Below are 25,396 nucleotides of genomic sequence, written 5' to 3'. Positions count from 1 at the left end.
CCTACACCTCCAATTTATATGGTCTGTGTCCTACTCTTTTTTCTTTCAGTGGCAATTTCATAAAATCACCGTAATGATGTTTCAAATAATCTCTTGGATGTCCTGGACAATTTACGTATATCCCTTCAAATTCAACTCTTTCAAGATTAATTAAATCCTCAGATGGAATCATCAAATAAGGATATTTAACGAATGACTTCATTTTACATTTTACATTATTGTACTCTTGACACGCAGCATCAAGTTTCAAAAATAAGTAATTTTTAGATACAGGTTTCAAAAAATAATGAAGAAACATTCTTGCCATTTTTTTTATTTTCCCTTTTAAAGAATTTTCCATATTACTTATACCTTTTACACTTTTTGCAATAAATAATTGGGACCAAAAATTAACTTTTCTTTGTTGTTTATCTCTAAGCTTTTTATCATCTGGAATATTGTCATATGGGAATATGTCTATAAATATTCCGTGATTTATATCTAGATCCTTACAATACTCTTCGATAAACTTCGTGTTTTTCTTTCTGACCTTGGCAAAGTAAAAAGGCGTGTTCTCTTCTGTAAAAAAAGTTTGTAATATATATTCATCGCCTAATTCTTTAGAAGCTACATCCATAAACTTGTTATAATCATCTCTAGTCATCCCTATATCAAGGTCATCATCCCAAGGTATGAAGCCTTTATGCCTAATAGCACCAAGCAAAGTTCCCCCAATAATAAAGTAATTTATATTATACTTATCACAAATACGAATTACTTCCTTAAATATATCTATTGTAACTCTTTGTACTTTAAAAATATCATCTCCGATAGTGTCTTGTCAAGTGGTGTAAAATGATTGATAGAGTTAATTTACTGTAGGGATTTGAAGATAAGATGACTTCCTGAAATTACCACTACGGTCACGCCCTTTACAACAAGCATCCCCCATATGGTTTGTCAGCCAGGGTGGCACCCGGTGGGCTTCGGAAATTATGGCTGCCACTTTTGTCCATTATACCATATGGGTCCCTCTTATTGTAAAGGGTTCGCTTCGCCGTTCCCTCCATCCGTTATCCGCTTACCCTACAATAGCTCTCAACGCACTATAGAGTGCTGTTTTATTACCTTTCTTTAATACCGTTAGATTACTGTTCCATACACTTTCATATCTACCGTTTCTAACTCTCATTTCACGGATTAATTCATCTTGAAGTTGGTGTGCCTGCTCTCGTTGCTCCTTTTTCTTTTGTGCCATTACTAAATCGTATACTTTTCCTCCGTTTTTTTTGAATATCCTTAGCTGTGACATCTTATCCGCACCTCTTTTTGACCAGCCCATTGGTCTGCTACTTAACCTATCTGATAATATATGACTTACATGGCCTTCCGCACTGCATCCTACTATTTCGTAGTTATCTACCTTTATCTCTATCCCTGCCCAGTTATTTAATATATATTTCTTTGCATCGTTAACTGCCTTCTTCTTTGTCTCCGATTCCGTCTTTTCTAGAATCTTTGCAAATGCCTTTTTTAATTGTGCTTTATTTGCTTCTTTTAAGGCATCTTCTAATTCCAACTCAATATCTTCATCTTCCAAGTGTGCTGTTGCTGTTTTTACATACCTGCTTAAATGATACCTATCTAGTACAAATTTACTCTTTTCTATCCATTGTAATCCTTGCTTAATCCACGCTGCTCCGTCGCCTGATAAATAAACTGTTTCAACCTTTTCGATGTCATATGTGTCATCTATGTACTTGGACACTTCAAGCCATAGTTCTTCACTGTCACGAATTCCTCCAAAATATCTGGCATTCTTTAATACCTTTCTGTTTTTTGTGCTTTTATCATGGTCAATTCCTTCATGTACATAAACCAATTTGGGCATCAGCGTGCTACTTAAACCCCATTCATTTTCTGTCTTATACTTCTTTCCCTGCTGCGACACGTGATCTTCATCAGCTTCTATATACAAAATCTTTGGTGTTTCCGCTTTCCTTTCTTTTACCCCTGGTTGGACAATTTCTAGTTCATGCACCTTATTCATAACTGCCTGCTTACTTATCTCATTCATATATGCAGCCTTTTCTCCAGCTTTTCTATAACTGCTTTCTGCGGCTTCTTCTAAAACATTGATAACTACATCTGCGCTTACCCTGTCATGAGGGTTAAGCCCTACAATCTGATCCACTAAATACTGTCTCTTTCCGCCTTTCTTAGGCTTGAAATATGTTCTTTCAAAGCTAACCGGTCCAAAACTTGTTAATATTTCAGTCCGGTCTTTTCTTACTATCTCCCAATGCGTTTTACGACTGGTGGAGTTTCGGAGATAGTCATCCATATCTTCTAAAATTTCTGCTGTTATATCCCTTCCTAATGCATTTAACTCTTCTTGTAAACCTAGAACTAAGTCTGCTAGATCCTTCTTTTCCTGAATAAATTCCCTAATTCTTTTTTCAATTTTTTTCGTGCCAAATTCAATAAAATGTTGTATACTGTTATACATAGAAGATGCCATCCTTTGTTATTATTTTGGTTAGGTTTTATATTTTAACAGGATGTCATCTTCTTTTCAATGCATCTGGAATTCATTTCCATGCAATTCCCTACAGTAATTTTACTCGAGCAAATGATTTCTACTTTATCATTTTTTCACCTCATTTATGTAATAAAGCTACTGGTGTCAATGTAAATTCATTTATCGATGTAATCTTTGACATTGATTCCAGACTGAAATAGCGCCGCCCTACTTTCCATTCATCATTTTGTTCCATGAGCATTGCTCCTACCAATCGGATTACCGCCTCACGATTTGGAAATATGCAAACAACATCCGTTCGACGGCGAATTTCCCGGTTAAGTCTCTCAAGAGGATTGGTGGAGTGTATCTGTGCCCAATGCTCACGGGGAAAAGCCATATATGCCAGGATTTCTTCTTCTGCTTCTTCAAGAATTTTCATTGCTTTTGGAAAACGATTTTTAAGCTCATCTACTACATGCCTTAACTGTTCCCTCGCAGATTCCTGATCATTCTGGGCAAATATTGTCCGTATTATCGATGATACCATTCCCTGATAATGCTTTGGTACCTGGCTTAATACGTTTCTCATAAAATGTACACGGCATCTTTGCCATGCACTTCCCGTTAAAATCTTCTTTATTGCAGCCTTCAGCCCTTCATGTGCATCACTGATTACAAGCCTTACACCTTTTAGACCCCTTGCTACCAGCCTTCTTAAAAACTCCTCCCAAAAAGCCCCGTCTTCACTCATCCCTACATCAAAACCTAATATTTCCCGTTCACCTTGTTGATTAACTCCTACTGTCTTTAAAAAATGAAATGTTTTTTATGTACTCCAAATCTAATTCTAATTTCTCTTCCCAAGTGATACCATTCCGCCCATTTATCTGTGCCCATCCGGTTAAACCGGGTAAAACACTATGTCTTTTTCTTTGTTGCGGAGTCATAAAAACCAAATCTTTTACAAGCTGTGGTCTTGGGCCAACGAAGCTCATATCTCCTTTTAGAATGTTAAATAGTTCAGGGAGCTCATCCAGACTTGTGCTTCTTAGCATTCTTCCAAATCTAGTTAATCTAACATTATCCGGTAACAGCATACCATTTTCATCTCTCGCATCAGTCATTGTTCTAAATTTATAAAGTGTAAATATCTTCTCATTAAGTCCCGGCCTTTTCTGCTTAAATATTACCGGGCTTCCGAGCTTAATCTTAACTAATGCTGCAATTAAAAGTAAAACAGGGCTTAGTATAATAATCGCTATAAGTGACATAACAATGTCCATTATTCTCTTCCTATACTTCCTGTAGAACATTTATGACCACAGCCCCTTGATAATACTGCATACCCTTATTAAGTCATCGTCTGTCATCTTTGTATCACTGGGTAAGCAAACACCGTTTTCAAAAATCTTTTCAGAAACTCCACTTCCGATAAAATCACAATCTTTAAACACAGGCTGTATGTGCATAGGCTTCCATATATGTCTGCTCTCAATATTCTCTTTTTCCAAGGCCAGAATTATATCCATCGGTTTAATACGGCCGTTAAGAGTGATACATGTAAGCCAGTAATTTGGTTCATTCCATTCATTTATTGGCATTAACTTAATACCATCCAGTTGTCCCAGTTCATGTCTATAAAACTCAAAAATATATTTTTTTTCGCTATCCTTTGATCCAAAACTTTTAATTGACCTCTTCCAATTCCAGCGACAATATTACTCATCCTGTAATTATAGCCTATCTCACTATGCTGATAATGCCTTGCTTTGTCCCTTGCCTGAGTAGACCAAAATCTGACCTTAGAAATTCCTTCTTCATTATCAGAAACTAACATTCCACCACCGGAAGTGGTTATAATTTTATTGCCATTGAAAGAAAACGCACCATATTCACCAAATGTACCTGTATATTTTCCTTTATATTTCGTTCCTAAACTTTCAGCTGCATCTTCTATCAGAGCAACATTATGCTTCCTGCAAATTTCAATTATTTTGTCCAAATCCGCAGATAAACCATATAAATGAACAACAATAACAGCCTTTACATTGGGATATTTTTTAAATGCCGTTTCAAGAGCTTCAGGATCCATGTTCCATGTTTTTAAATCACTATCTATAAAAACCGGAACTGCATTTTGATATATTATTGGATTAGCTGTACCAGCAAAAGTTAATGACTGGCAAAAAACAATATCACCTTTTTCCACTCCTGCTGCCTTTAGTGCCATATGTATTGCCGCAGTACCGGATGATAATGCAACAGAATGCTTTGCCCCTATTTTTGCCGCAAATTCTTTTTCAAAATTATCAACATTTGGGCCCAGTGGTGCAATCCAATTTGATTCAAATGCTTCTTTAATGTATTCCATTTCGTATCCTTCATCACTCATGTGAGGTGATGATAAATAAATTTTTTTTCTTTAATCAACAGACATCTGCCTTTCTCTTTTAATATTTTTAAATACATTATTTCATTTCCTTAATAGTTATACTTTCTATAACGCAACTTCTTTCAAAATATATTCTGAACTGATTTCCGTTATCATCTGGTTTATTTTCAATTAATATCTCACCTATATATTTATTTCCTTCTTTATTTAACTGTTTAGCTTTCGACATTATTCCTATAAAAGAAAAATAAATTTGCCCACCCGTGCTATTATCCTGAGTTTTTATTTCGATTATATATGTTTTTCCCTCGACCAGTTTTATAGGATAACGGGTATATAAATATAAATAAGCTTCTTCTGGAGTCTGAACAGACAAATTATCATTATTAATAGAAATATTCAATGTTTCCTGGTTACTTATCATCCATTGATCCGGAATATTATCACTGTTAACATCCATACTAAAAATGCTGTAGTGTAATACATTGTTAACGTCATATAATTCTTCTTCATTATCAAAATTATCCTGTATAAATTTTATAGTTTGCAGTAACTTTATTGTTTCATCATTTAAAACAAAAGGATTCATATTTTTAAAATTTACATTTTTAACTTCATCAATAACATTTAAACCTTCCGATATATATTTTTCAGCCTTGTCATATTCTCCATTATTGAAATACTCTTTCATCAATTGATAATATACACTAACCTTGGAATGCCATAATGAAGGCTCAAACGGGAAATAACTTATTGCCCTATTGAGATAATCTATACCTTTGTCTATATTTCCTGTTTTAAAATAAAAACTGGCTAATGAACTGCATAAGTACAAATTATTTTCAGCCATATTCTCAACATTTTTTAGATATATTAATGCCTCTGAAAACTGTTTTTGAAAAATATTGAATTCTTCTTTTGAAATACTATCTCCGATGTTTTCGGCTTGTTTATAAATATCATTTTTCACGAACAATATATCAATTAAACCAGCTTTGAGCTCTGCCCTGTTTGGCATTGGGTTATAACCTATAACATAAGTTTCATTAAATTTATCCCATTTAATTGCCTTTTTCATTTTATTAATCGCCGCTTCAATATCATTATTTTTTAAACTTTCAAAGGATTGTTTTGCAAAAGCGGAAGCTATGGAAAAGGACGAAGAAAAATATAACGCTGCGAATGAAGTTATAATAGTAGCAAATAATAAATATTTTTGATATCTACCCACTCTAATATTATTTTTTCGTTTTTTATCTCCAACAGATAAATTCAATCTCATTGACCCTGAATTATCAATTAACTCTCTGTTAAATAAAGCAATTAATGCCCAATATAGTAGTAATATTGAACTTTCCGCAAAGTCAAAGTCGATAAAAGAATGCAGAAGCAAATAAGCTATGGCTGTAATAATTAGTGCATATATAATGATATTATTATTCTCTTTTTTCTTATGATATTTACCATAACAAATTGCAATGACAATTATAAAACCCACTAACACAATAATGCCCAAAATTCCTGTTTCAATAGCTACTTGCAATGGATAATTATGTGCTTGGTTACTTGTATAGTTAAATGACTGATACTTTCTGTAAAGATAGCTCCATGCACCTCCGCCAGCACCTAAAAACCAGAAATCCTTAAATATTTTAAATCCATCTTTATAGAAAATAATCCTTGATAATAAACTTCGCTGTAATAATATATTTTGATATCTCGATACTAAACTATCTAAGTTATATTTATGTTTAAGTATTACATTTTTTACTACTTTTCCTGATTCTTTATCAATAATAAGTGCTTTATTTACTGTTGCACTGGTACCGGAATAATACACCACAAAATTAATATTTACCAATTTAGTATCTTCTTCTGTATTAAATGACAAACTTAATTTTTCAAATCCATTTGTTGCAGAATAGTCGTTCCTAACAACCTGATTTCCGCCACCAAACAATATGTCGCTTAAACTTTTATTAGTTATTCTTACAGAAAACGAGTACGGTTTCTCCTCTTTCATTTTTCCTTCAGCCTCAAACTCCAGTGTATATTCTTTATTAGGTTCTAATGCTACATCTTTTGAAACCGATATTCCTCTATCAACTGGGGAATCAATTAATGATAATTCTGCAGGAATAGATGAATTAACTGCATAATACATTCCTGCAGTTACCGCAATCGCAATAAGCAGTATTAATAAGACGTATACTTTCCAATTAACTTTCTGCAACAAATTACCAATATATTTTACTAAAATGCTAATTAATACTGTTGCCAGTAATCCTGAAATTAAATATAAAAGTGCTTTTTTATTTAGCACATCTGCGGATAAATAGTTCGATATCAACAGTGATGTAATTCCTGCGGGTAAACATAATAATATAGCATGCACTAATGTATTTACTCTGTTGCCTTTTTGTGTTGCAATGAACAAAATTATTAGAGCTACAGGAAAGAGTAGTTGCGCTCCACGGCTTTGTGTAAGCATAAAAGTAGTAAACAATATAAAGGAAAATGAGCTAATTAAAATTTTTTGCCATAATTTCTCATAATACATGAGTAATCCAATTGCAATAAAATAAACAGCCATTAAATAGGCTGCCAGAGCATTAGGATACTGTAATGTTGAATGTATTCTGTTACCTTCAAACAAACCAAAGAATAAATTTCCTTCTACACCTAAAATATTGAAGAATCTATTTAATATTCTTACTAAATTACCACCAAATGCAGCATCGAGGCCAATAATCGAAACACCAACGGCAGAGATTATTATTGTCCACAAAAATAATAATTTGGTTTTCAGATTGTCGGCTAAATCTGAAATCATGTAAAATACTGCAAAATACATGCAGTATTTAAGCCATTCTGTTATTGCGGAACGGGTATGTACTGCAGCAAAGATGGATATAAAGTATACTATTACAAAGCCTAAACACACATATTCCAAAGGTGTTTTAAAGAATGGCGTATTATCATTTTTCAGCCATTTATAAATCAAAAATATTATAAAAACAGTAAAAACAATTATTTGTGTTGGCAAAACATGTTTTTCAAAATATAATCCCTGCAAATAGGGAGGATAAAAAATTATTATTGTCAAAGCCGCTATTAAAAATATCCTCAAAATTTTTAATATATTTTCTTTTTTTGTAATATTACGTCTTGTCTGCTCTTTTCTGCTCATATCCGCATTCCTTTTTTTATATTAAGCTAATTTTCAAATTATAATATTTTTCAAAATAAAAGGACAGAACAACTAATGTGTTTTGTCCCCCGAATTATATTAATGATTTGATATTTTCTCATTTTCTGTGCTCTTCCAATAGTACCTGAGCAATACAGCAAAAATTCCTATCATAATACCTGCAACAAAAGCAATTGCCAGATTCATCAGTATATTAATTCCTGTTTCTATTTCTGCAGGTGCAATTTGTCGTATATTGTTTTCGTATTTATATAAATAATAATCTTCCAATGTATCATTCGTTTTCGTTACCAAATCAGACATCTTGCTTTTTATGGTTTCAATCAAATTATCTGCTTCTTCCATCAATTTTGCCTTGTTAATCGTTGGCACAGACTTTAACCGCTCAATTTCATTCCTGTAATATTCAATTTCATGTTGCAGGTTAGCAGCCTCAACACTTGCTGTTATTGCCATTTCAGCTAACGTACTGTAATAGGAACTTGTATTCTCGGTTTTTATTTGACCTCCTAATGCATCGGGTAACAATACATAATCCTCTTTCTTGTATTGATCCATCAGCTTTCTTGCTTCTTCTGCCTCGCTGCTCTTTTTTGCCATTTCAAGTTCCATTCTTTTAACCCGATATTCATAGTCTTTAATGAGTCTTTCACGATCTTTTGTAAGGGTATTTGTATTTACTAAGGATTCTAACTTTGTTATATCTACATTTTTTAAAACGTCATAACTTCTTGATAAATCAGTAAAAGTATAACCTGTATTCGAGGATCTGAAGCCACTGCCTTCCTCTGCTTTGCTTTCTAAAAGTTCCTGTACGCTTTCTACCTGTTTATTTATAATTTCCACTATGTCAGGATAATCATAATTTGACAAGTCAACATTGCTTATCGTATTTTCTACAGTTTTAACATCAGAGTATAACATGTAAAAATATTTTTTGTACTGGGAAATTATTTCTTCCACCAACTGTATTCCCTGGCTGTATGAAAAAGCTTTATTAATTTTATATGTAATTTTATATTCACTCGGATAATATACAAATTCCTGGCCCTGTTTAAGTATTGTTTCCGCTCTTTGAGAAACATCATCAGGAACAATAGGTGTTATATCAATGTTTCTTCTTATTTCATCAAGCTTTAGGCCACTATTCGTTAAAGCAAGTTCCTCAAGCGCTTTTTCAATGACATAAGGAGACTTTAACTGCAGAATGTCAAACTGCGTACCGTCCGGATTTAACCCCTGTTCAATGCCAGGGTAATTAATATTAATAATTGCGACCACATGTTGACTGTTCGGCAACATTATATATGTACCAATACCAGTTAATAATACTGCAACAATTGTAATCAGAGCTATAAGCCATTTTCCTTTCAAAATAACTTCTAAAATCTCTCTTAAAGATATCTCTTCCATAGTATTCTCCTTTACTTATTATTAATTACAAAATATTTACAATATCACAATTATGCATGTTTTTAAAAACATCTTCCGGATGCCAGGTTATGATAATATACTGATCACTGGTATAAACACTAAGATCAGAGCCCCTTTGGACATAGGCAAATTCTTTATTTTTTGATCTCAGCTTAGCTGTTATTATATCATACAGCTCGTCTTTTTCGCCATATAAAATCACTTTTTTTTTTCTTCATTTTTATTGCTTATTATTTGTTCTATCTTTTGTTCAACGCTTATGATGTAATAATACGAATTAACAATGTATTGATATGTAAGTCGTGCCTTTTCCGCTATGCCTTTTGGGGTCAGAACGTACTTTATTGTTCTGGAATTAATGTGTTCGATCTTTATAAGTCCTTTATGTATAAGCCTTTTTATCAGCACATTCACTGTACCAAGGGAAAGCCCTGTTCTTTTCGCTAACTCTCTTTGCGTTATTTTGTTTTCTTCATTGACACTTTTTAAAATTTCAAGTTCGTTTATCATATTTTAATTTTTGACAATACTTTATCTTTAGCATTTTTAAGCCAACCTGTCATCTATTAGCCTAAAAATGCCATAAATTAAATTTATATTTTAATATCGTACTTTTCTTACGGGCCGAAACACCGTAAAAAAAGAAAACGATTTTGTTCAAGTTCTGAACAAAATCGTATCAGAGTTTTTTGTAACTGTCAACTACATAAATGTTATATTTTAATTACAGAATTGGCTTAAAAATTTTTTGTTTAAAATTATAATTACTATGTTCCTTTTTAACGATCTTAATTTTTCAATGGCTTGTACTTTTTATCTCATGGTTTTTCAGACATATAACTAACATAAAAGTTCTTTAATAAATGTTTGAGTACCAAAATATATTTTATATCCAACTTTTGGGTATCTTACTAATTTTAGTTATATATGTTCAAGATATCATATAGAGCTTTAAAAAAACAACCGGAAGATTTAATCTTCCGGTTGCTTAATCATTTTACTCTACACTCTCTACACTTACGTAGAACTCAATATTCTTCAGCTTAATCTTATCAAATGCCTCAATCTTGTTCTTCTTAGAGGACATATCTACGATGTAGCTAGCGTCTGATGACAATTCAATTTCTAAGTCTCCATCGAAGTTATAACCAACCACATTACCGTTTTTCTTTACTTCCTTACCTTTGAAATAGAATACCAGTTCGTATATACCATTAACTTCGTCCTTCTTACCAATTTCTACGCGATAATCCTGACCATTTACCAACTTCTTACCATCGAGCTTAACAACAAAATCAGCACCCAGCAATATGTTGTCGGTAGTTGCGCATCTTACTTCCTCATTCAAATACAATGATCCCGTGAAGTAATATACGTCCTCTTTTACCGTATAGCTATCCTTGCGATCTAATGCAAAGTAATCTCCTACATAACGATTCTTTTCATCTTTCTTATCCTTGCTATACCTACGTGTAGTAGCTGCGTAATCTTCATCATCATTGCCATCATCGTATACCTGAGGTTTAATCTTGTCTTCTGCACTTCTTGCTGTTCTTTCAAGTTTCATCCCGTATCTGTTTTCTGACTTATCGCCTACTACATGCACTGTAACAGGTGTCTTTCTTAAATCGTTATTAATCAAATCGGCATAATCTTCATCAATTGTAATCGTTACTACTGTATTTCCGTCATCATTAATTGATGTAGTTACTCCTGCAAAATGTTTATTTGTGAGGTATACTCTCTCTATTACTGTATTATTCTCTACTTTATTCACTTCAATCTTCAGATCTTCAGGATAGAAATCCTCAACTACGTCCTTGAATGTAATCTTAATTGTATCGGTAGCTGTGGCTTCTACACTATCAATACCAATATCGTTGCTTTCCTTAATTTTAACTAAAGTCGAAATAAGTTCCATCTTGTTTTCTGCTGCATCAGCTACACGACCAATCTGTACATACATTCCATCTTCTAAGTTGAAGTAATCCACGCCTTCTTCTGCTTCGTCATCATCTACATCTTGCCTGGAAGGAACATAAATTTCAACTGCTTTACCATCTTCGGTTATTTCAATAACAACATCATCAATCTCTTCAAGTCTTACTAACAGAGTTTCTTCATCCGAGTCATAAATAGCGTATTTCTCAACGTCAGTTACTGAATATTTACCATCGGTAGCCATTACGTCATCGAAGTAAACTCTCAGCATCTGATCTTTGTCCCCAGCTCTATAAAGCGTTGCTGTGAATTTAGCCGGATTAGGCGGTGCTATATCACCAACATTAAAGTCTATTGCAGTCTTTTCCATCTTGTTGCCGGACTTATCTTTGATGTTGGTAAGAACTATTGTATAATCACCATTGAGGTCGTCATTAAAGGTTATTGTTACCTTCTTAGAGGTATAAACAATATCATCAATAATATTAGCCTTTTCTTTTCCCTTATTGTCTAACAACGTATAGTTATCTTCATCTTCTGCTGTATCTTCGTCCAATTCTTCATTGAACTTAATTACTATCTTATTCTCGTCTTCAACATCAATGCCAACTACTTCCGGTGCAGTTTCATCAACTTCAATTTCCACTTTAATTACTTGCAATTCATTCTTATTATCCCACAAATCTTTTACTGCATCCTTAGCAACATATACATATGCAGTACCATTAGGAAGCAGATAGTCATCATCAAAGTAAAGTGTTGTCTTGTTACCATCAAATTTTACAGAATACTGTTCTTTGGCAGGATTTTCCTGACGAACAATATTCTTTGAATTTGTATGGTAGAACTTGGTAGGATCTAATTTACCATTTGCTTCAACATCTTCACTCCAAATTAATGTGACTTCAGAACGTGTTGCCTTTTCATATGCGATAACAACAGGTGCTTCTTTGTCTTCTACTACTTCCAGTGTAAAGGTCGTATATTTCACTGCATAACCTGCGTAGTCTTTTGTATCGGCTTTAACAGCCAGTGTAATTTCTCCCTCTTTTAATGAGTTATACAACTGGATCAAAGCTTCTGTATTGTTTTTCTGCAATTTTACCTGCTTAATATAGGACTTACCATTATTCACGGAGAAATTAGATTTGGGTAATGTATAAATCTTATTGTCGTTATTATAGTCACCTTTTACAGGTTCAGAGAATACTACCTTAATTGTACTCTTACCAACAACAGCAGCGTCAACGGCGTAAGGAATTTCATCATCGGTAAATACGACATCTTCTATGGTGTAGTCCTTTAAAACTTCACCGTCAAGGTCTTTGACGCCGTTAATTGTTAAATCAGTTGTAAATCCCTGTTCTATCTTCTTTTCAACATCTGCGAAATTCAGTGTTAATACTACAGTTCTTCCATCGTCTTGAAGAGCTGCATCGGCAATCTTAATATTCTTGATTTTGTAATTACCTACATCTTCTGCTGAATCCTTGTCAACATCACGGTTAAAAGTGACGCTAACCTGAGCAAGGTTATTAACAGTAGCTTCAGCAGCAAATACTACAGGAGCCTCTGTCGGTGTAGGTGTCGGTGTGTAATAGCCGTATTCAACCATCTTGTCCTTGTCAACGGCTTCCTTGTTAACCAGGTATTCAGCGAGAGTAATACCTTCAGAGGTTGTTCCCTTCAGAGCCTTTGACATAATACCTACGGCATTGTCTCTTGTCAGTACCTGGATTGTACCGAACCTAACAGCTTCACCGGCACTGAGCATTCCAACTTCAGCAGCCTTGTCGAGAACTGAATCCCAAGCTACGTCCTTATAGCCCATGCCGTACAGCATGAAGTTGATGAATTCTTTACCTGTTACTTTGAGCTGGCCTGCAAATTTAACATTCGGCCAAATGTTTCCGTCAATTCCCTTGGTAAGACCATTCTTTACGGCATATGCAACATATGGTCTTGCCCATGTTTCTGTAACGGTTTCGGGGTCAACAACCCTTGCCATGTAAGTAGCGACTTCTTCCTCGGTCATTGCTGCAACTTCATCTTCAAGGCCCATGATACGGATCATGAGTGTCAGAGCCTGTTCTCTGGTGAGCTCTGCTTCAAGTTCCAATCCATTGTTGGTGCCCTTGAAGAGCCCGAGGTCTCTCAGCTGTTCAGCTTCTTTTTCGTAGTTGAAGCCTTCTTCAGCCAGTGCAGGTACCATGATTGATGCGATCATTGCAACTACCATGATAACTGCCAAGAGCTTTTTGAGATTCCTCATAACTAAATCCTCCCTTTTGAAATTTGTTTGAAGCGGCCTTTTTTATTTTTACAAAGTCAGATTACCCTGCTTCCCTGATAATCTAACTTTGCTTTTTTATAAATTCAGGATATGCATCGGCAGCATATCATGAATTTCAACGTTATTATATCATTGGTATTTTAGTGCGTCAACAAACCGCCGGTATGTGTAAACAAATTGTAACTTTATAGCAATCTCCGGTAACAGGATAAATACATTCCTTTAATAAACCTGCAAATTAATATATCGTCATCATGGCAGCAACAGTTTACCACAATTTAACTCATGTTGGAAATATATTTCCTGAAAAATTTATTGCAGCCTGCTGAAATACTCATTTAAAATATCCAGCACCTCATTGAAGGTCTTTGCCTGGAATATCTCGGCCCTCAGCGCCGCGGCTCCGGGCATACCCTTAAGGTACCAGGCTATATGCTTTCTCATTTCCTTAACTGCCGTTTCCTCGCCCTTAAGCTCAATCATCATCCTATAATGCTCCTGTATGATTTCCAATTTTTCGCCGTCCGTTGGGTAAGGCAGTATTTCACCATATAATATATAATGAAGAATTCTTTTAAATATCCATGGATTTCCCTGCGCGCCTCTCCCCACCATTACTGCGTCGCACCCGGTTTTTTCAAGCATTTCCCTGGCGTCTTCAGGAGTAAATATATCCCCGTTCCCGATTACAGGAACTGAAACTGCCTGTTTTACCCGGGCAATTACATCCCAGTCTGCTTTTCCCGAATACATTTGTTCCCGCGTCCTGCCATGGACAGTAACGGCGCTGGCGCCTGACTCTTCAGCCATTTTGGCAAATTCGACGGCATTGTCTTCGTTAAAGCCTTTACGGAACTTTACCGTTACTGGTTTTGAAGATGCCTTTACAACTGCCTTAATTATTTCCGACGCCAGTTTCAAATTCCTCATTAATGCGCAGCCTTCATTGTTTTTTACTATTTTCGGCGCAGGGCATCCCATGTTAATGTCTATTATAGCTATATCATCCCGCATGCTTAGTTTTTCAGCGGCTTTTGCCATTATTTCAGGCTCTGAGCCGAATATTTGCACCGCACACGGAGCCTCTTCCGGATGGGTAACCGTTAAAAGCTCGGTTTTTTTGTCGTTATAGTACATGCCTTTACTGCTTACCATTTCGGTGTATGTAAGGCCTGCTCCCATTCTGGAACACAGGTACCTGAACGGCATATCGGTTACGCCCGCCATAGGGGCAAGGAATATGTTGTTTTTAGGTACAAATGAGCCAATCCTGATTGTCGTGTTCATAAAGTCTCCTCTTAAGTCGATTTTTACCTTATTTATCCTTTCCACATTTTTCTGAAATTATATATCTTGGCCTTGATTTCACTTCATTATATATACGGGCTATATATATCCCTATCATGCCAAGGCTTATCATAAGGCAGCTTCCTATTATCAAAAGAAGAAGAATTACCGTTGTGAAGCCACCTATCGCCCAGCCCTTCAGTTTCATTACCAGAGTTTGTATTCCGAGAATAACTGAACCTATCAGAAAAAGTATTCCCATGAAGGTTACAAACTGCAGCGGCAGGGACGAAAAGGATGTAAAGGCCGTTATGGCAAGGCGGAAAAGCTTGATTTTCGACCATCGGCTTTTCCCCGTTTCCCTTTCGGGCACGCTGAAATATACTTCCTTTCTTTTGTAACCCACCCATGCAGCAAGGCCGCGGAAAAAGGTTTCCCGTTCGGGCATTCTAACTATTTCATCAACAACTTTTCTGTCCAGAAGCTTAAAATCCGACGCATTTTCCAGGTTAAAACCCGAAAGCCTGTACATTATTTTATAAAAAAGCGATGCTGAAAACCGGCTGAATGACGTTTCCTTTCCCCTGTCCTTTTTTACTGCTTCCACAACTTCAAACCCTTCCTTCCAGTAACTTACCATTTCGGGGATAAGTTCGGGCGGGTGCTGCAGGTCCGCATCCATTGTTATGCATGCGTCACCCTTTGCATGGGACAAACCGGCCATTAAAGCCGCTTCTTTTCCGAAATTGCGACTGAACCGGTATGCCGAAATTTCGGCGTTTTTATCCGCCAGATTCTTCAGCACTTCCCATGAATTATCTGTGGAACCGTCGTCTATGATTATTATTTCATACTCTTCGCCAAGCTGCTTTATCGTGTTTTTGACTTCCGCTACCGTCTTTTCAATCTGGTTTTCTTCGTTATACACAGGCAGAACAACCGACAGCATCAGAACACCGACCTTAAAGTTTTTTAACGCTCTCTGCGGATGTTTTCCTCAAAAGATTTAAGTTCTACCGGATAAAGCTTCAGCGTTTCGTTCATGTCTGCGGCCAGATCTTCGCTCATATGGGCAACCTGCTCGGATGATATGCCTATATGAATACCGGCTTTTTCGAAAAGCCTTAAAACGGCATGCACAGGTTTTGCAGGGATTGTAAGGATTTTTGCTTTTTTGTTCATTGTCCGGGCAATAATATTGATCATTTCTCTGAATGTCATCGCTTCCTTACCTGCGGCGTACAGGACGGTGCCCGGTTTAAAATCCTTTATCATTGCAACCGTTAAGTTTACAATCTCGTCTATATGTATTGGCTGTTCCTTCGCATTTCCGTCCCCGAAAACAGGCACAAAGGGAAGCTTCTCGACATATCTTATTATTTTGCCAAGGCTTCCCTTTCTTCCTTCATAAATCAGCGCCGGCCTTACGATCATATATTCCAGGCCGCTTTTTCTAACTTCCTCTTCGGCCATTAACTTTGTTGTCGCATAATTTCCCTTTGTTTTAAGGTCCACGTTTATCGTGCTGTAAAAAAGTATTCTTTTTATGCCGTTGTTCCTGCAGAAAGCGATGGTGTTTTTCGTACCCTGAAGATTTACCTTCTCGCATAATTTCTTCGATTCGTTCCTGAAATACCCTGCAAGGTGAATAACCAAATCTATCGGCACATCCAGATCTATCTCAGGCAGTTTCTCAAGATCGCCGATTACCGGGTTAACTTTAGGCAGGAAGGCTATCTGGTCTTCATTCCTGTAAAGGGCATAAATTCGCTTAACCGCTTTGTCAGCTGACAATGCTTTAACCAGATGGCTCCCCACAAACCCTGACGCGCCGGTAATGAATACATTCATAACAAACCCTCCATGGGTTAAAAGAAGTTTCCGTATTGTATAAGCTGGCGGATTATTTTGGGAGCATTGAGAAGTATAAGCCATTTATTCCGCCAGAGCACGCCTATTTCCCTTGCATCGTTGTAAAAACACGGTGTTGTTTTATTGCATTCTTCCAGCTTTTTATAAAATGTTTTTCTGTTTTTTCTGAAATTCTCAAGGCTGGAGTTTATGTCGGTAAACTCTATGCACGGGCTTTTCAAACCGCTTTCTGTCATCACAAACGAATACTTTGCAGCATCGCACATCGGCATGCTCTCGCCTTTTATATACCGTATATGCTCTCTGTAGACAAGGTACGCAAGAAAATTGTTTTTCCTTGCCTTTTCAGCCATATACAGAAAAATTTCGGATACATCCTTCCATTCGTACATAAGTTCGTCGTTCTTTTTTCCCGCCACGCCCCTGACGAAAATATACGGGCGTATTGCAAACATGAAGTTATGCTCTTCGGCAAACCGCTCTATTTCCCTTACATCCTCGAACTTTGACAGGCCGGTTATCGTAGTGGTTATTGACCAGTTACCCTTTCGTTCCATTTTGTATATTTTCCGTATATTATCCAGTACCTGATCAAGTTTATCAACGCCCCTGAGTTTCGCAAAAAGCTCACGATCCATTGAGTCGATGCTTATGGCAAGGTTACAGCGCCTTTTTGCAATTTCCGAGGCAATTTCGGGAGTAAGCAGGATGCCGTTGGTTATAACCGTGGGTTTTATGCGGTATTTAAGAAATATATCTATTATCTGTATTATATCCTTACGGATTAAAGGTTCTCCACCCTGAAGGAAAACATATCGCACTCCAAAACGGCTTAACTTCTTTACTTCCTCTTCCAGCCGCCCAAGATCCATGTCATTGCTTTTGGTTTTCCATATATTGCACATGAGGCAGCGCTGGTTGCACAGCTTCGTAACATCGTATATCACCAGAATTGGTTTTTTAAGTATCAGGTTTATTAACGCTCTTAACATTACTTCTCCTTTACATTCTTAATTTTTTCTACCTTATATATTATATATCACCGTTCCAAATATCAAAGTCGTTTTTACAATAACTTTAGCAGGTTTTAAAGCATAAGGAAAATTATAATCCATGACACACCGAAAAGGAATATGCTTAAAAGCAACGGTCTGTCCGAAAGAATAAGTTCTTCGGGAAGCCTTCCTTCGTCATCCTCAAAAACAAGCTGCATATACCTGAAAAGCCCGAACACGACAAAAAGAATTGTTATCATTGGGCTCTGCACATTGTACTCCAGTATCGTATACAGCGAATAGGTTATTGTGGTGCAGGTGATGCTTATTTGTATCAGACCTTTTAAAAATTCGTCGGTATAAACCGCCAGAACTTTCCTGTGTTCGGTCGAGGATTCCTGAAGGCTTGCCTTTTCGGTTTTCCTTTTCCCCGCAGCAAGGCAGAGGGCAATAAAAAAGGAACAAAGCAGCACCCATGAGGAGATATACACATTAATTGCAGCCGCCCCTGTAATCACCCGGAGCACAAAACCGATGGCAATTACCGTTATGTCCAGGATTACAATTTTTTTGAAAAACAGGGAATACAGAATATTCAGTACTATATAAGTCGTAAGGCATAGCACCACATTTGTGCTGATAGCGAACGCCACCGCAAGCCCCAGCACCAGAAGCAGCGCCATAAGTATAAAGGCCTGGCCCTTCGTAACCTCTCCGGATGCAAGAGGCCTGAAACGCTTTGTTTCGTGGAGCCTGTCTTTCTCAATATCGATTATGTCATTCAGAACATATATCGCGGATGATACCGCAGTAAAGCACAGAAAAGCGCCCAGCGCTCGCAAAACACGACCGGGCTCGGTAAATGTCCGCGAAAAGATCAGCGGCACCAGTACAAATATATTTTTAACCCACTGTTTTGGGCGTAACAGTCTTAACAGTTTCCCGTTCATGTCTTTCTCCCGCAATTCTGATACACTGTTCTTATTTTAAAGGTTTATTTTTATATTGGCAACTCCAATAAAAAATTTTACTTAAGTCGGAAAATGACACAATAGGAATTCTGGGCCACCTTTTCCATCGCAAATACCTTTTCAAACTCGGCCAGTTCCACGAAATTCCCGTTTTCCCATGCTCCCGACCATATAACATAAATATGTTCGAAATTTTTTATTCTACTGACGTACTGCTCGAACGTATATATAGGTATGCCCTCTTTTTTGGGCGGATAATAGCTTTTAAGATTTGTATACATGTTTAACGCGGAGGCATCGTTGCTTATCACCAGTGTGTTTTCCGAGGGTTCAATGGTTTCAAGCGCCAGCTCCAGAAGCTGTGTTTTTTTCGCCGCGGGCGCCTCCTTTATTCCCAAAAGCTCATATTTCCTCGGAAATCCTTCGTTCCTGATCCACAATGCCGGGTTTATTGAAAAAACGAAGGCAAAAACAATAAATCCTGCTGCCAGAAGTCCTTTTGTACTTCTTCTTTCAATGTTTTTCAGAAGACCGTCCATTAAAAAAACAACGGCAAATACCAAAAACGGATACACAGGCGCCCAAAGCCGGTTGTTTATTCCGTCCATGGCGGTTTTGGTCGCCGTATACAGCAAAACGGCGGAATAAATTGCAGTTATAAGGAGGTTTGCCGACAAATCAGGAGTGGGCAGGCTATTTTCACCCTTTTTACTTTCCCTTACCAGAACGGCAAGCAGTACAAGCAAACCAAGGTATACCAGCGATGCACTCAGGATTTCGGGTATCGCGTATGAAAACCATTCATTAAAAACCATAAGGGAAAGCTCAATATTCTCACCCAGGGTGTATACCCCTGGCTGCCTACCGCCGGTGAATGTGCCGGATAAAAGGTAGTTTCTTAAAACCCACAGGCACATGGGGAAACACGAAAAAACGCCATATGTAAAGGCTTTTTTGAACTTGTCGGCAACAGGTTTTTCATATATAAACAAAACCAGCGCCAATGCCGCAATTACGGTGATTCCGATATACCTGGTGAGCCAGCACATGGCCGACACAAGGGCTCCGGAAACAAAGTAAGAAAGCTTCCGGTTCTTTAAGTACATAAGTATAAGGACCATTGAGAGTACTGCGAGAAAAATAAAAAGCATTTCAGTCCAGCCGTAGCCCGAAACGTAAATTAACGGAACAGAAAGTGTCAAAAGGAGCAGCGCAGGAACTGAAAGCACCTTGACAGTCAGATTTTCAAACAGGTAAACGGCGGAAACATAAACAAGGTATGCAAAAAGCCCGGCGTTAAGCCATGCGGCACCCTTTTCGACGGTGATTCCGAGAAATTTCATAACCGCAAGTATCAGTATATAAAAAGGAGGCCACTGAATAATCGGAGTGTCGTAACCGAAATACCTCATCGTTCCTGACTGCAGAAAAGTTTCCGCCGCATACTCGTATGCCTGGGTATCATGAGTGTAAATGACACCTGTTTCAGGAATACATAAGAACACCAGTATAAACGCTGCAACCGCAAATGCTACCCCTGATATATAACGCACCTTTTCACGCTCCTGATTTTATCCTTTGTTAATTATACCATGTTTCGATAAATAATTTTCATAAAATTAAAAAATCAGGCTATTATTGTTCTAAAATTACGTTGTTTTGCAATTTATGGCAAATGCTGTAATCCGTCCAATAAGGCTTTAAAAAGCACAAAAAAAAACCCTTTTACATTAAATAAAAGGGCTTGTTGTATGGGATCATTACATTCGTGTGTGAATGGTTCGTTCGGTAGTTTCAAATTAACGCTTTTAAAACGGTAAATCGTCATCGTCGTCCGATAACGGGAAAAATCCGTCTCCGGGTTCAGGTTCCGAAACCGGAGCATCATCAGGCGCCGGCATCCCATACTGAGGTTGTGAAAACCCGCCAGATACGTCATCCCTTTTCGAATCCGCAAAATATACTCTTTCGGCATGAATCTCCACCATATAATGTCGTACACCCTGATTGTCCTCGTAATCGTTGTTTCTGAGATACCCTTCAATAAGAACGCGCATGCCTTTCTTAAAGAATTTGCTCACAAATTCCGCCGTACTTCTCCATGCAACTATATTGAAAAAATCCGCCTGTCTGTCTTCGCCCTGCTTTTGAAACGGCCGATCCACTGCGAGCCTGAAGCGGCATACCGGGATGTTCGTACCTGTAGTATATCTGAGTTCCGGGTCTGCTGTCAGACGACCCATAAGGATAACCTTGTTCATAACTTCAACCTCCGTAATATGGGATAATCACTGGCGCTTATTCCTTTTCGTCACGTTTAACTATCAGATACCTGATAACGCCTTCGGTAATCTTATACACTCTTTCCAGTTCGGCGGGGAAATTAGGCTCTGCAGTGAATTGCATCAGTACATAATAACCTTCTTTTTGCTTTGCAATTTCGTAAGCCAGTTTCTTCTTTCCCCATTCCTCAATCTTCTCCAGCTGGGCGTTGGACTCGACAAGGGACTTCATCTTTTCAATGATTTCCTTGATCTTTTCGTCCTCCAGCTGAGGATTTACAACAAATATTGACTCATAATTCACCATTTTTGCCATCTTTCTTCACCTCCTTCTGGACTTGTGGCCCCGCTTTGTGCGGAGCAAGGATTTCACGACAGCAGAACTGATTTTATCATAAAAAAAAATATAAAACAAGAACAAAGCTGCACTATTTTTTCTCCATTTGCTGAATAATGGTCTCTTTCTGGTGCACAATATGTTCTTCCGCAAGCCTTCCGGCAAGTTCGGCGTTTCCTTCCCTCAATGCCTGAAGTATTGACTCGTGTTCCTTCAGTACCTCTTCCGCGTTGGAAAAGTCTTTCATATAAAGTACGCGGAACCGGTAAATCTGTTCCCGCAGGCTTGACGCCACGCTTGTAAGCTTGCTGTTCTTTGCGGCCGCGTATATTACTTCGTGGAATTCCACATCCTTCTTTATTGCACCGGTGATGTTCTGCTTTTCAAGGCATGCAATATACTGTTTATGGATATTCTCAAGCTGCCGGATATTTTCAGGTCTGGCACGTTTTGCTGCCAGTTCGGTTGCAAGCTTGTCTAATGCCGCCCGCACTTCAAGAACATCCATTATGTCCTTAACCGTAATTTCGGCAACATGGGTTCCCTTCCTGGGGGTCATGGTTACAAGGCCTTCCATTTCAAGCCTTCTGACCGCTTCCCTCACCGGGGTTCTGCTTACACCCATTTTTTCGGCAAGAGCTACTTCCATTAATCTTTCCCCCGGCTTTAATTCACCGGATACAATAGCGTCGCGGAGTGTGTTGAAAATAACATCCCGTAACGGCATGTAATTATCCATTTTTATTTTAGATATTTTCGCCATAGATTTCTCCTCCGTCTGTTGTGGAAACCAGATATGTCTGTTTATAAATTTTTCTGAGCTCTTCAAACGCAGTATTGGCTTTTTCGAAATTTTCAAACAATCCGAATACCGCAGGGCCGCTTCCGCTCATCATACTGCCCAGGGCCCCGAGTTTTTTCAGGGCATGTTTGATTTTGTTTATCTCCGGATATTTCACCGCTGTAACACTTTCAAGTACATTACGCATTTTACCGGCAACCTTTGCAATATCCTTCGTTCCTATTGCATCAATAATGGCATCGGTATCCGGGCGTTCCTTAAGTTCGTCCAAACTGTAGTTTTTATACACCCATGCGGTGGATACCGAAAAATCAGGCTTTACCACCACTGCATTCACGCCGCTGAACGACGGCAGTTTCGTAAGCCTTTCCCCAATTCCCTCTGCCAGGTATGTGCCGCCGTATATGCAAAACGGTACGTCGGCACCGCATTTAAGGCCTATTTCGGCAAGTTCGCCAGGGTGCAGATTTGTGTTATACAGAATATTCAGACCTTTTAGCACCGCTGCGGCGTCGCTGCTTCCGCCCGCAAGCCCGGCACCGATCGGAATTCTTTTCTTTATATTTATTCTTACCCCGGCATACAGGTTACCTGTTTCCTCACAGATGCACCCCTTGGCCGAAACTGTTCCATCAGAATTTTTGCCGTCACCAAAGGCTCCAATACCCGTTTTCATAAAGAATTCTCTTGCAGCTTTGTAACAGATATTTCTTTCGTCACACGGAAGGTTTGGATGATCACACAGTATTTCAATCCCCTCCCGTGCCTTTTCAAGCACTACTTCGTCGCACAGGGATATTGTCTGCATAATCATTCGTAATGTATGATAACCGTTTTCAAGCCTTCCTGTAACATCCAGCGATAAATTAATTTTTGCCTGGGCAAATAATTTTATCCTTTCCAAGATGCTTACCTTGCCTTTTTATATTTTTTATAAAATAAAACCAATTTTGTCAACAGCAGACTTAAAAATTGTTTCTGTATAAGTCTGCCCTCCTGCAAAAAAATGCTTCCGCAAACCAAAGTCTTTGCAATATATTTAATTTAAGCCCATTTTACGAGACAAAAAAGTCTGGATTATTACCCTTTCCTTATTACCACTTAAAGGATAATAACCAAATAACCCCTGATTTCACAAGTCTGGTATGTATTATAATTTTATAATAAAAACTTTAAAAGAGCAACATTACATGAATACAAAATACATTTACGGAAAACAAAAAAGACAGGAAAATTACCTGTCTTAGCGCACTCGTTAAATGAAATTCGAATTAATTTTAATACATTGTCTACCCGATAAGGAATATTTTTTGACCGGCTTCGGGTTCTATTTCTTCAGTCATTCCGTTATCATTCATTATTTTCTGTATTGATACCCTGTATTTTCTGGCAATGCTCCAAAGCGTATCGCCGTCCTGGGTATAGTATATAATCAATGGCGGGTTTTCTTTCTTTTCAACGGGTTTAATCCCTTTTATTCCGGTGACTACGTTAATTTCGGACTTTCTCGACAAGTGTATCTTGATCGCTACATCAGTCTTAATTCCGAGCTCTGTTTTCGATGCTATGTCAAATCCGGCATCGTTTATCTGAATTTGAGGATCAATGTCATACCTTGCGTTTGTCTCAGGTAAGGCTACACGGTGCGTGAACTGCACTTCCTGGTTTGCACCGCGAACAATCCTCATATCGGTGCCGGTTCCGTACAGTACAAACACGTCAAGGCATCCGTTTATTTCTACTCCCGCAGTGTCATTTCCCACCGAAAGAAGCTTGGGTTTAACACCAACGCTTAATATTTCCTCCAGGTTTTCTCCCCCGCATTCAAGCGGAATATTCGCGTTAATCTGGACATTTTCGGTTATATCCTGCTCTTCCACGCTTACGGTAACCGGCATTTTCTCCAGCTCAAAATCATAATCGGTTGCATAGGCATCATTGACCAGGTTAACGTTTTCCCTGCTGTAAAGAATATATTCAGCATTTATTTCGGCATCAACCCTTACACGGGTTAAAAGCCCGTCAAGGTCTTCGTCAGGTTTGACAGTTAACGTTTTGAGCACCGTATTGACCGACAGATTGGTATAATATTTGTCCAGTTCCAAACTCTTTGAAACCGGTATTTCAAAATATTCATTCTCCAGCTGGGTGCTGTCGTTGTCGGGCCGGTACAGAATATTAATGGCAAGGACAGCCTCGAGCGTGTCATTTTCAGAAATTTTCAGGTCCTTAAGCATTGCGCTGCTGTACAGAATTTCTTCTATCGCGGGTTTTCCGGCGGACAGTTCCAGGATTTCCGAAACATTAATAGTCGTTTCGCCGATATCCTCAATCATTGCAATATCATGCAGGTCGGCCTTCTGGTAAACGTTTTCGCCCTGTACGTTTTCACCGGCTTCAACAGTCCGAATTGCGAGGTATTTCACATTCAGTTTCACTACGGATTTTGCGCTCAGCTTTCTCCCGTTTACTATTTCCACATTTGTGTGTTCAACAGCGCTTTTCACAAGGGTGTGGATGTTCTCCTCACCGGCAGGGTAATTGCAGGAAACCGACCATGGCGCGTTGACATTTATGGCTTCTATGCTCTGTTCCTGATTATCAGCCCGGTATATCACCTGAAAGTTGAGTTCTCCGCTTATTTCCATTACCTTTCCGCTTTTTTCACGGTTTTTGACAATTACACTGGTATCCACTGCGAGCACGTCCAGCACGTCGGGTTTGCTGTCGGGCACAATAATGCCTGTTTCGGTCAGCTCCTCCCTTTGCTGCTCATCTATCAACTGATACAGATTGATGGGTTTTCTAATTAATTCAACCGACATAATAATCCCCCTTAAGGTTACAAAATCTGCTGTGTAATATATATGGGCTTTGTCCTTAAAATATGCCACCTGAATTGCAGTATTTTGAAATAAAAACATGGGAAAAGTTTTGTGTTAAAGAACACTATTTTTGATTCACCGGCTGCGGGCATTACAGGCGAAGTCGCCGCGCTTGGATTATATGTTTCAAATCAGTCCAAATTTTCAGCGGAACAAGCAATCCATGCTTTCTTATGATGCAATTTATGTAC

The 25,396-nt window shown here is 38.0% G+C and carries 18 protein-coding genes and 2 pseudogenes; all 20 read right to left on the bottom strand.

The window, feature by feature from the left end; all coding sequences use genetic code 11:
* Nucleotide 1: 1 nt before the first annotated feature.
* Nucleotides 2-769, bottom strand: coding sequence for a LicD family protein (locus CST_RS00670; protein WP_275450129.1), 768 nt, complete (start codon nt 767-769; stop codon nt 2-4).
* 291 nt (nt 770-1,060) lie between these two features.
* Nucleotides 1,061-2,488 carry an ISLre2 family transposase gene (locus CST_RS00665; RefSeq protein ID WP_015484823.1) on the bottom strand — a complete coding sequence of 476 codons (1,428 nt, stop codon included), beginning with the start codon at nt 2,486-2,488 and terminating at the stop codon, nt 1,061-1,063.
* A 151-nt stretch (nt 2,489-2,639) separates the two neighbouring features.
* Nucleotides 2,640-3,305: pseudogene (locus tag CST_RS00660) on the bottom strand (IS256-like element ISCth5 family transposase); the annotation flags it as partial.
* Nucleotides 3,295-3,816, bottom strand: coding sequence for a sugar transferase (locus CST_RS00655; RefSeq protein ID WP_015357866.1), 522 nt, complete (start codon nt 3,814-3,816; stop codon nt 3,295-3,297). The pseudogene CST_RS00660 and the gene CST_RS00655, both read right to left, overlap by 11 nt.
* Nucleotides 3,817-4,895, bottom strand: a pseudogene (locus tag CST_RS00650) (DegT/DnrJ/EryC1/StrS family aminotransferase). It abuts the gene before it with no gap.
* Between the two features lie 76 nt (nt 4,896-4,971).
* On the bottom strand, nt 4,972-8,085 hold the full coding sequence (locus tag CST_RS00645) for an O-antigen ligase family protein (protein ID WP_015357865.1): 3,114 nt from the start codon (nt 8,083-8,085) through the stop codon (nt 4,972-4,974).
* 99 nt (nt 8,086-8,184) lie between these two features.
* A complete protein-coding gene (locus CST_RS00640) occupies nt 8,185-9,519 on the bottom strand; it encodes a Wzz/FepE/Etk N-terminal domain-containing protein (RefSeq protein WP_015357864.1) in 1,335 nt (444 codons plus the stop codon).
* Nucleotides 9,520-9,738: 219 nt separating this feature from the next.
* Complete coding sequence (locus tag CST_RS00630; RefSeq protein WP_015357862.1) at nt 9,739-10,050, bottom strand: winged helix-turn-helix transcriptional regulator; 312 nt, start codon at nt 10,048-10,050, stop codon at nt 9,739-9,741.
* A gap of 487 nt (nt 10,051-10,537) precedes the next feature.
* A complete protein-coding gene (locus CST_RS00625; protein WP_015357861.1) occupies nt 10,538-13,753 on the bottom strand; it encodes an Ig-like domain-containing domain in 3,216 nt (1,071 codons plus the stop codon).
* Between the two features lie 333 nt (nt 13,754-14,086).
* Nucleotides 14,087-15,049, bottom strand: coding sequence for a tRNA dihydrouridine synthase DusB (gene dusB, locus CST_RS00620; protein WP_034842267.1), 963 nt, complete (start codon nt 15,047-15,049; stop codon nt 14,087-14,089).
* Between the two features lie 40 nt (nt 15,050-15,089).
* Nucleotides 15,090-16,010, bottom strand: a complete 921-nt coding sequence (locus CST_RS00615; RefSeq protein WP_015357859.1) for a glycosyltransferase family 2 protein — start codon at nt 16,008-16,010, stop codon at nt 15,090-15,092.
* Nucleotides 16,011-16,033: 23 nt separating this feature from the next.
* On the bottom strand, nt 16,034-16,912 hold the full coding sequence (locus CST_RS00610) for an NAD-dependent epimerase/dehydratase family protein (RefSeq protein ID WP_015357858.1): 879 nt from the start codon (nt 16,910-16,912) through the stop codon (nt 16,034-16,036).
* Nucleotides 16,913-16,929: 17 nt separating this feature from the next.
* Nucleotides 16,930-17,925 (bottom strand): radical SAM protein, encoded by a 996-nt coding sequence (locus CST_RS00605; RefSeq protein ID WP_015357857.1) that lies wholly within the window; start codon nt 17,923-17,925, stop codon nt 16,930-16,932.
* Between the two features lie 95 nt (nt 17,926-18,020).
* Entirely contained in the window at nt 18,021-18,878 is an 858-nt protein-coding gene (locus CST_RS00600; protein ID WP_015357856.1) for a decaprenyl-phosphate phosphoribosyltransferase, read from the bottom strand.
* A 77-nt stretch (nt 18,879-18,955) separates the two neighbouring features.
* Nucleotides 18,956-20,452: a hypothetical protein gene (locus CST_RS00595; RefSeq protein WP_015357855.1), complete on the bottom strand. Its 1,497-nt coding sequence runs from the start codon at nt 20,450-20,452 to the stop codon at nt 18,956-18,958.
* A 255-nt stretch (nt 20,453-20,707) separates the two neighbouring features.
* Nucleotides 20,708-21,160: a single-stranded DNA-binding protein gene (locus tag CST_RS00590; RefSeq protein WP_015357854.1), complete on the bottom strand. Its 453-nt coding sequence runs from the start codon at nt 21,158-21,160 to the stop codon at nt 20,708-20,710.
* A gap of 37 nt (nt 21,161-21,197) precedes the next feature.
* Nucleotides 21,198-21,488 (bottom strand): 30S ribosomal protein S6, encoded by a 291-nt coding sequence (gene rpsF, locus CST_RS00585; RefSeq protein ID WP_041746621.1) that lies wholly within the window; start codon nt 21,486-21,488, stop codon nt 21,198-21,200.
* A 121-nt stretch (nt 21,489-21,609) separates the two neighbouring features.
* Nucleotides 21,610-22,281, bottom strand: a complete 672-nt coding sequence (locus tag CST_RS00580; RefSeq protein WP_015357852.1) for a GntR family transcriptional regulator — start codon at nt 22,279-22,281, stop codon at nt 21,610-21,612.
* Nucleotides 22,265-23,224, bottom strand: coding sequence for a 4-(cytidine 5'-diphospho)-2-C-methyl-D-erythritol kinase (gene ispE / locus CST_RS00575; RefSeq protein WP_015357851.1), 960 nt, complete (start codon nt 23,222-23,224; stop codon nt 22,265-22,267). The genes CST_RS00580 and ispE overlap by 17 nt, the downstream gene beginning before the upstream one ends.
* A gap of 385 nt (nt 23,225-23,609) precedes the next feature.
* Nucleotides 23,610-25,145, bottom strand: a complete 1,536-nt coding sequence (locus CST_RS00570; protein ID WP_015484817.1) for a DUF3794 and LysM peptidoglycan-binding domain-containing protein — start codon at nt 25,143-25,145, stop codon at nt 23,610-23,612.
* Nucleotides 25,146-25,396 lie beyond the last annotated feature (251 nt).

The organism is Thermoclostridium stercorarium subsp. stercorarium DSM 8532 (assembly GCF_000331995.1).
Taxonomy (GTDB): Bacteria; Bacillota; Clostridia; order DSM-8532; family DSM-8532; genus Thermoclostridium; species Thermoclostridium stercorarium.
This window is presented reverse-complemented; position numbering and strand designations above follow the sequence as displayed.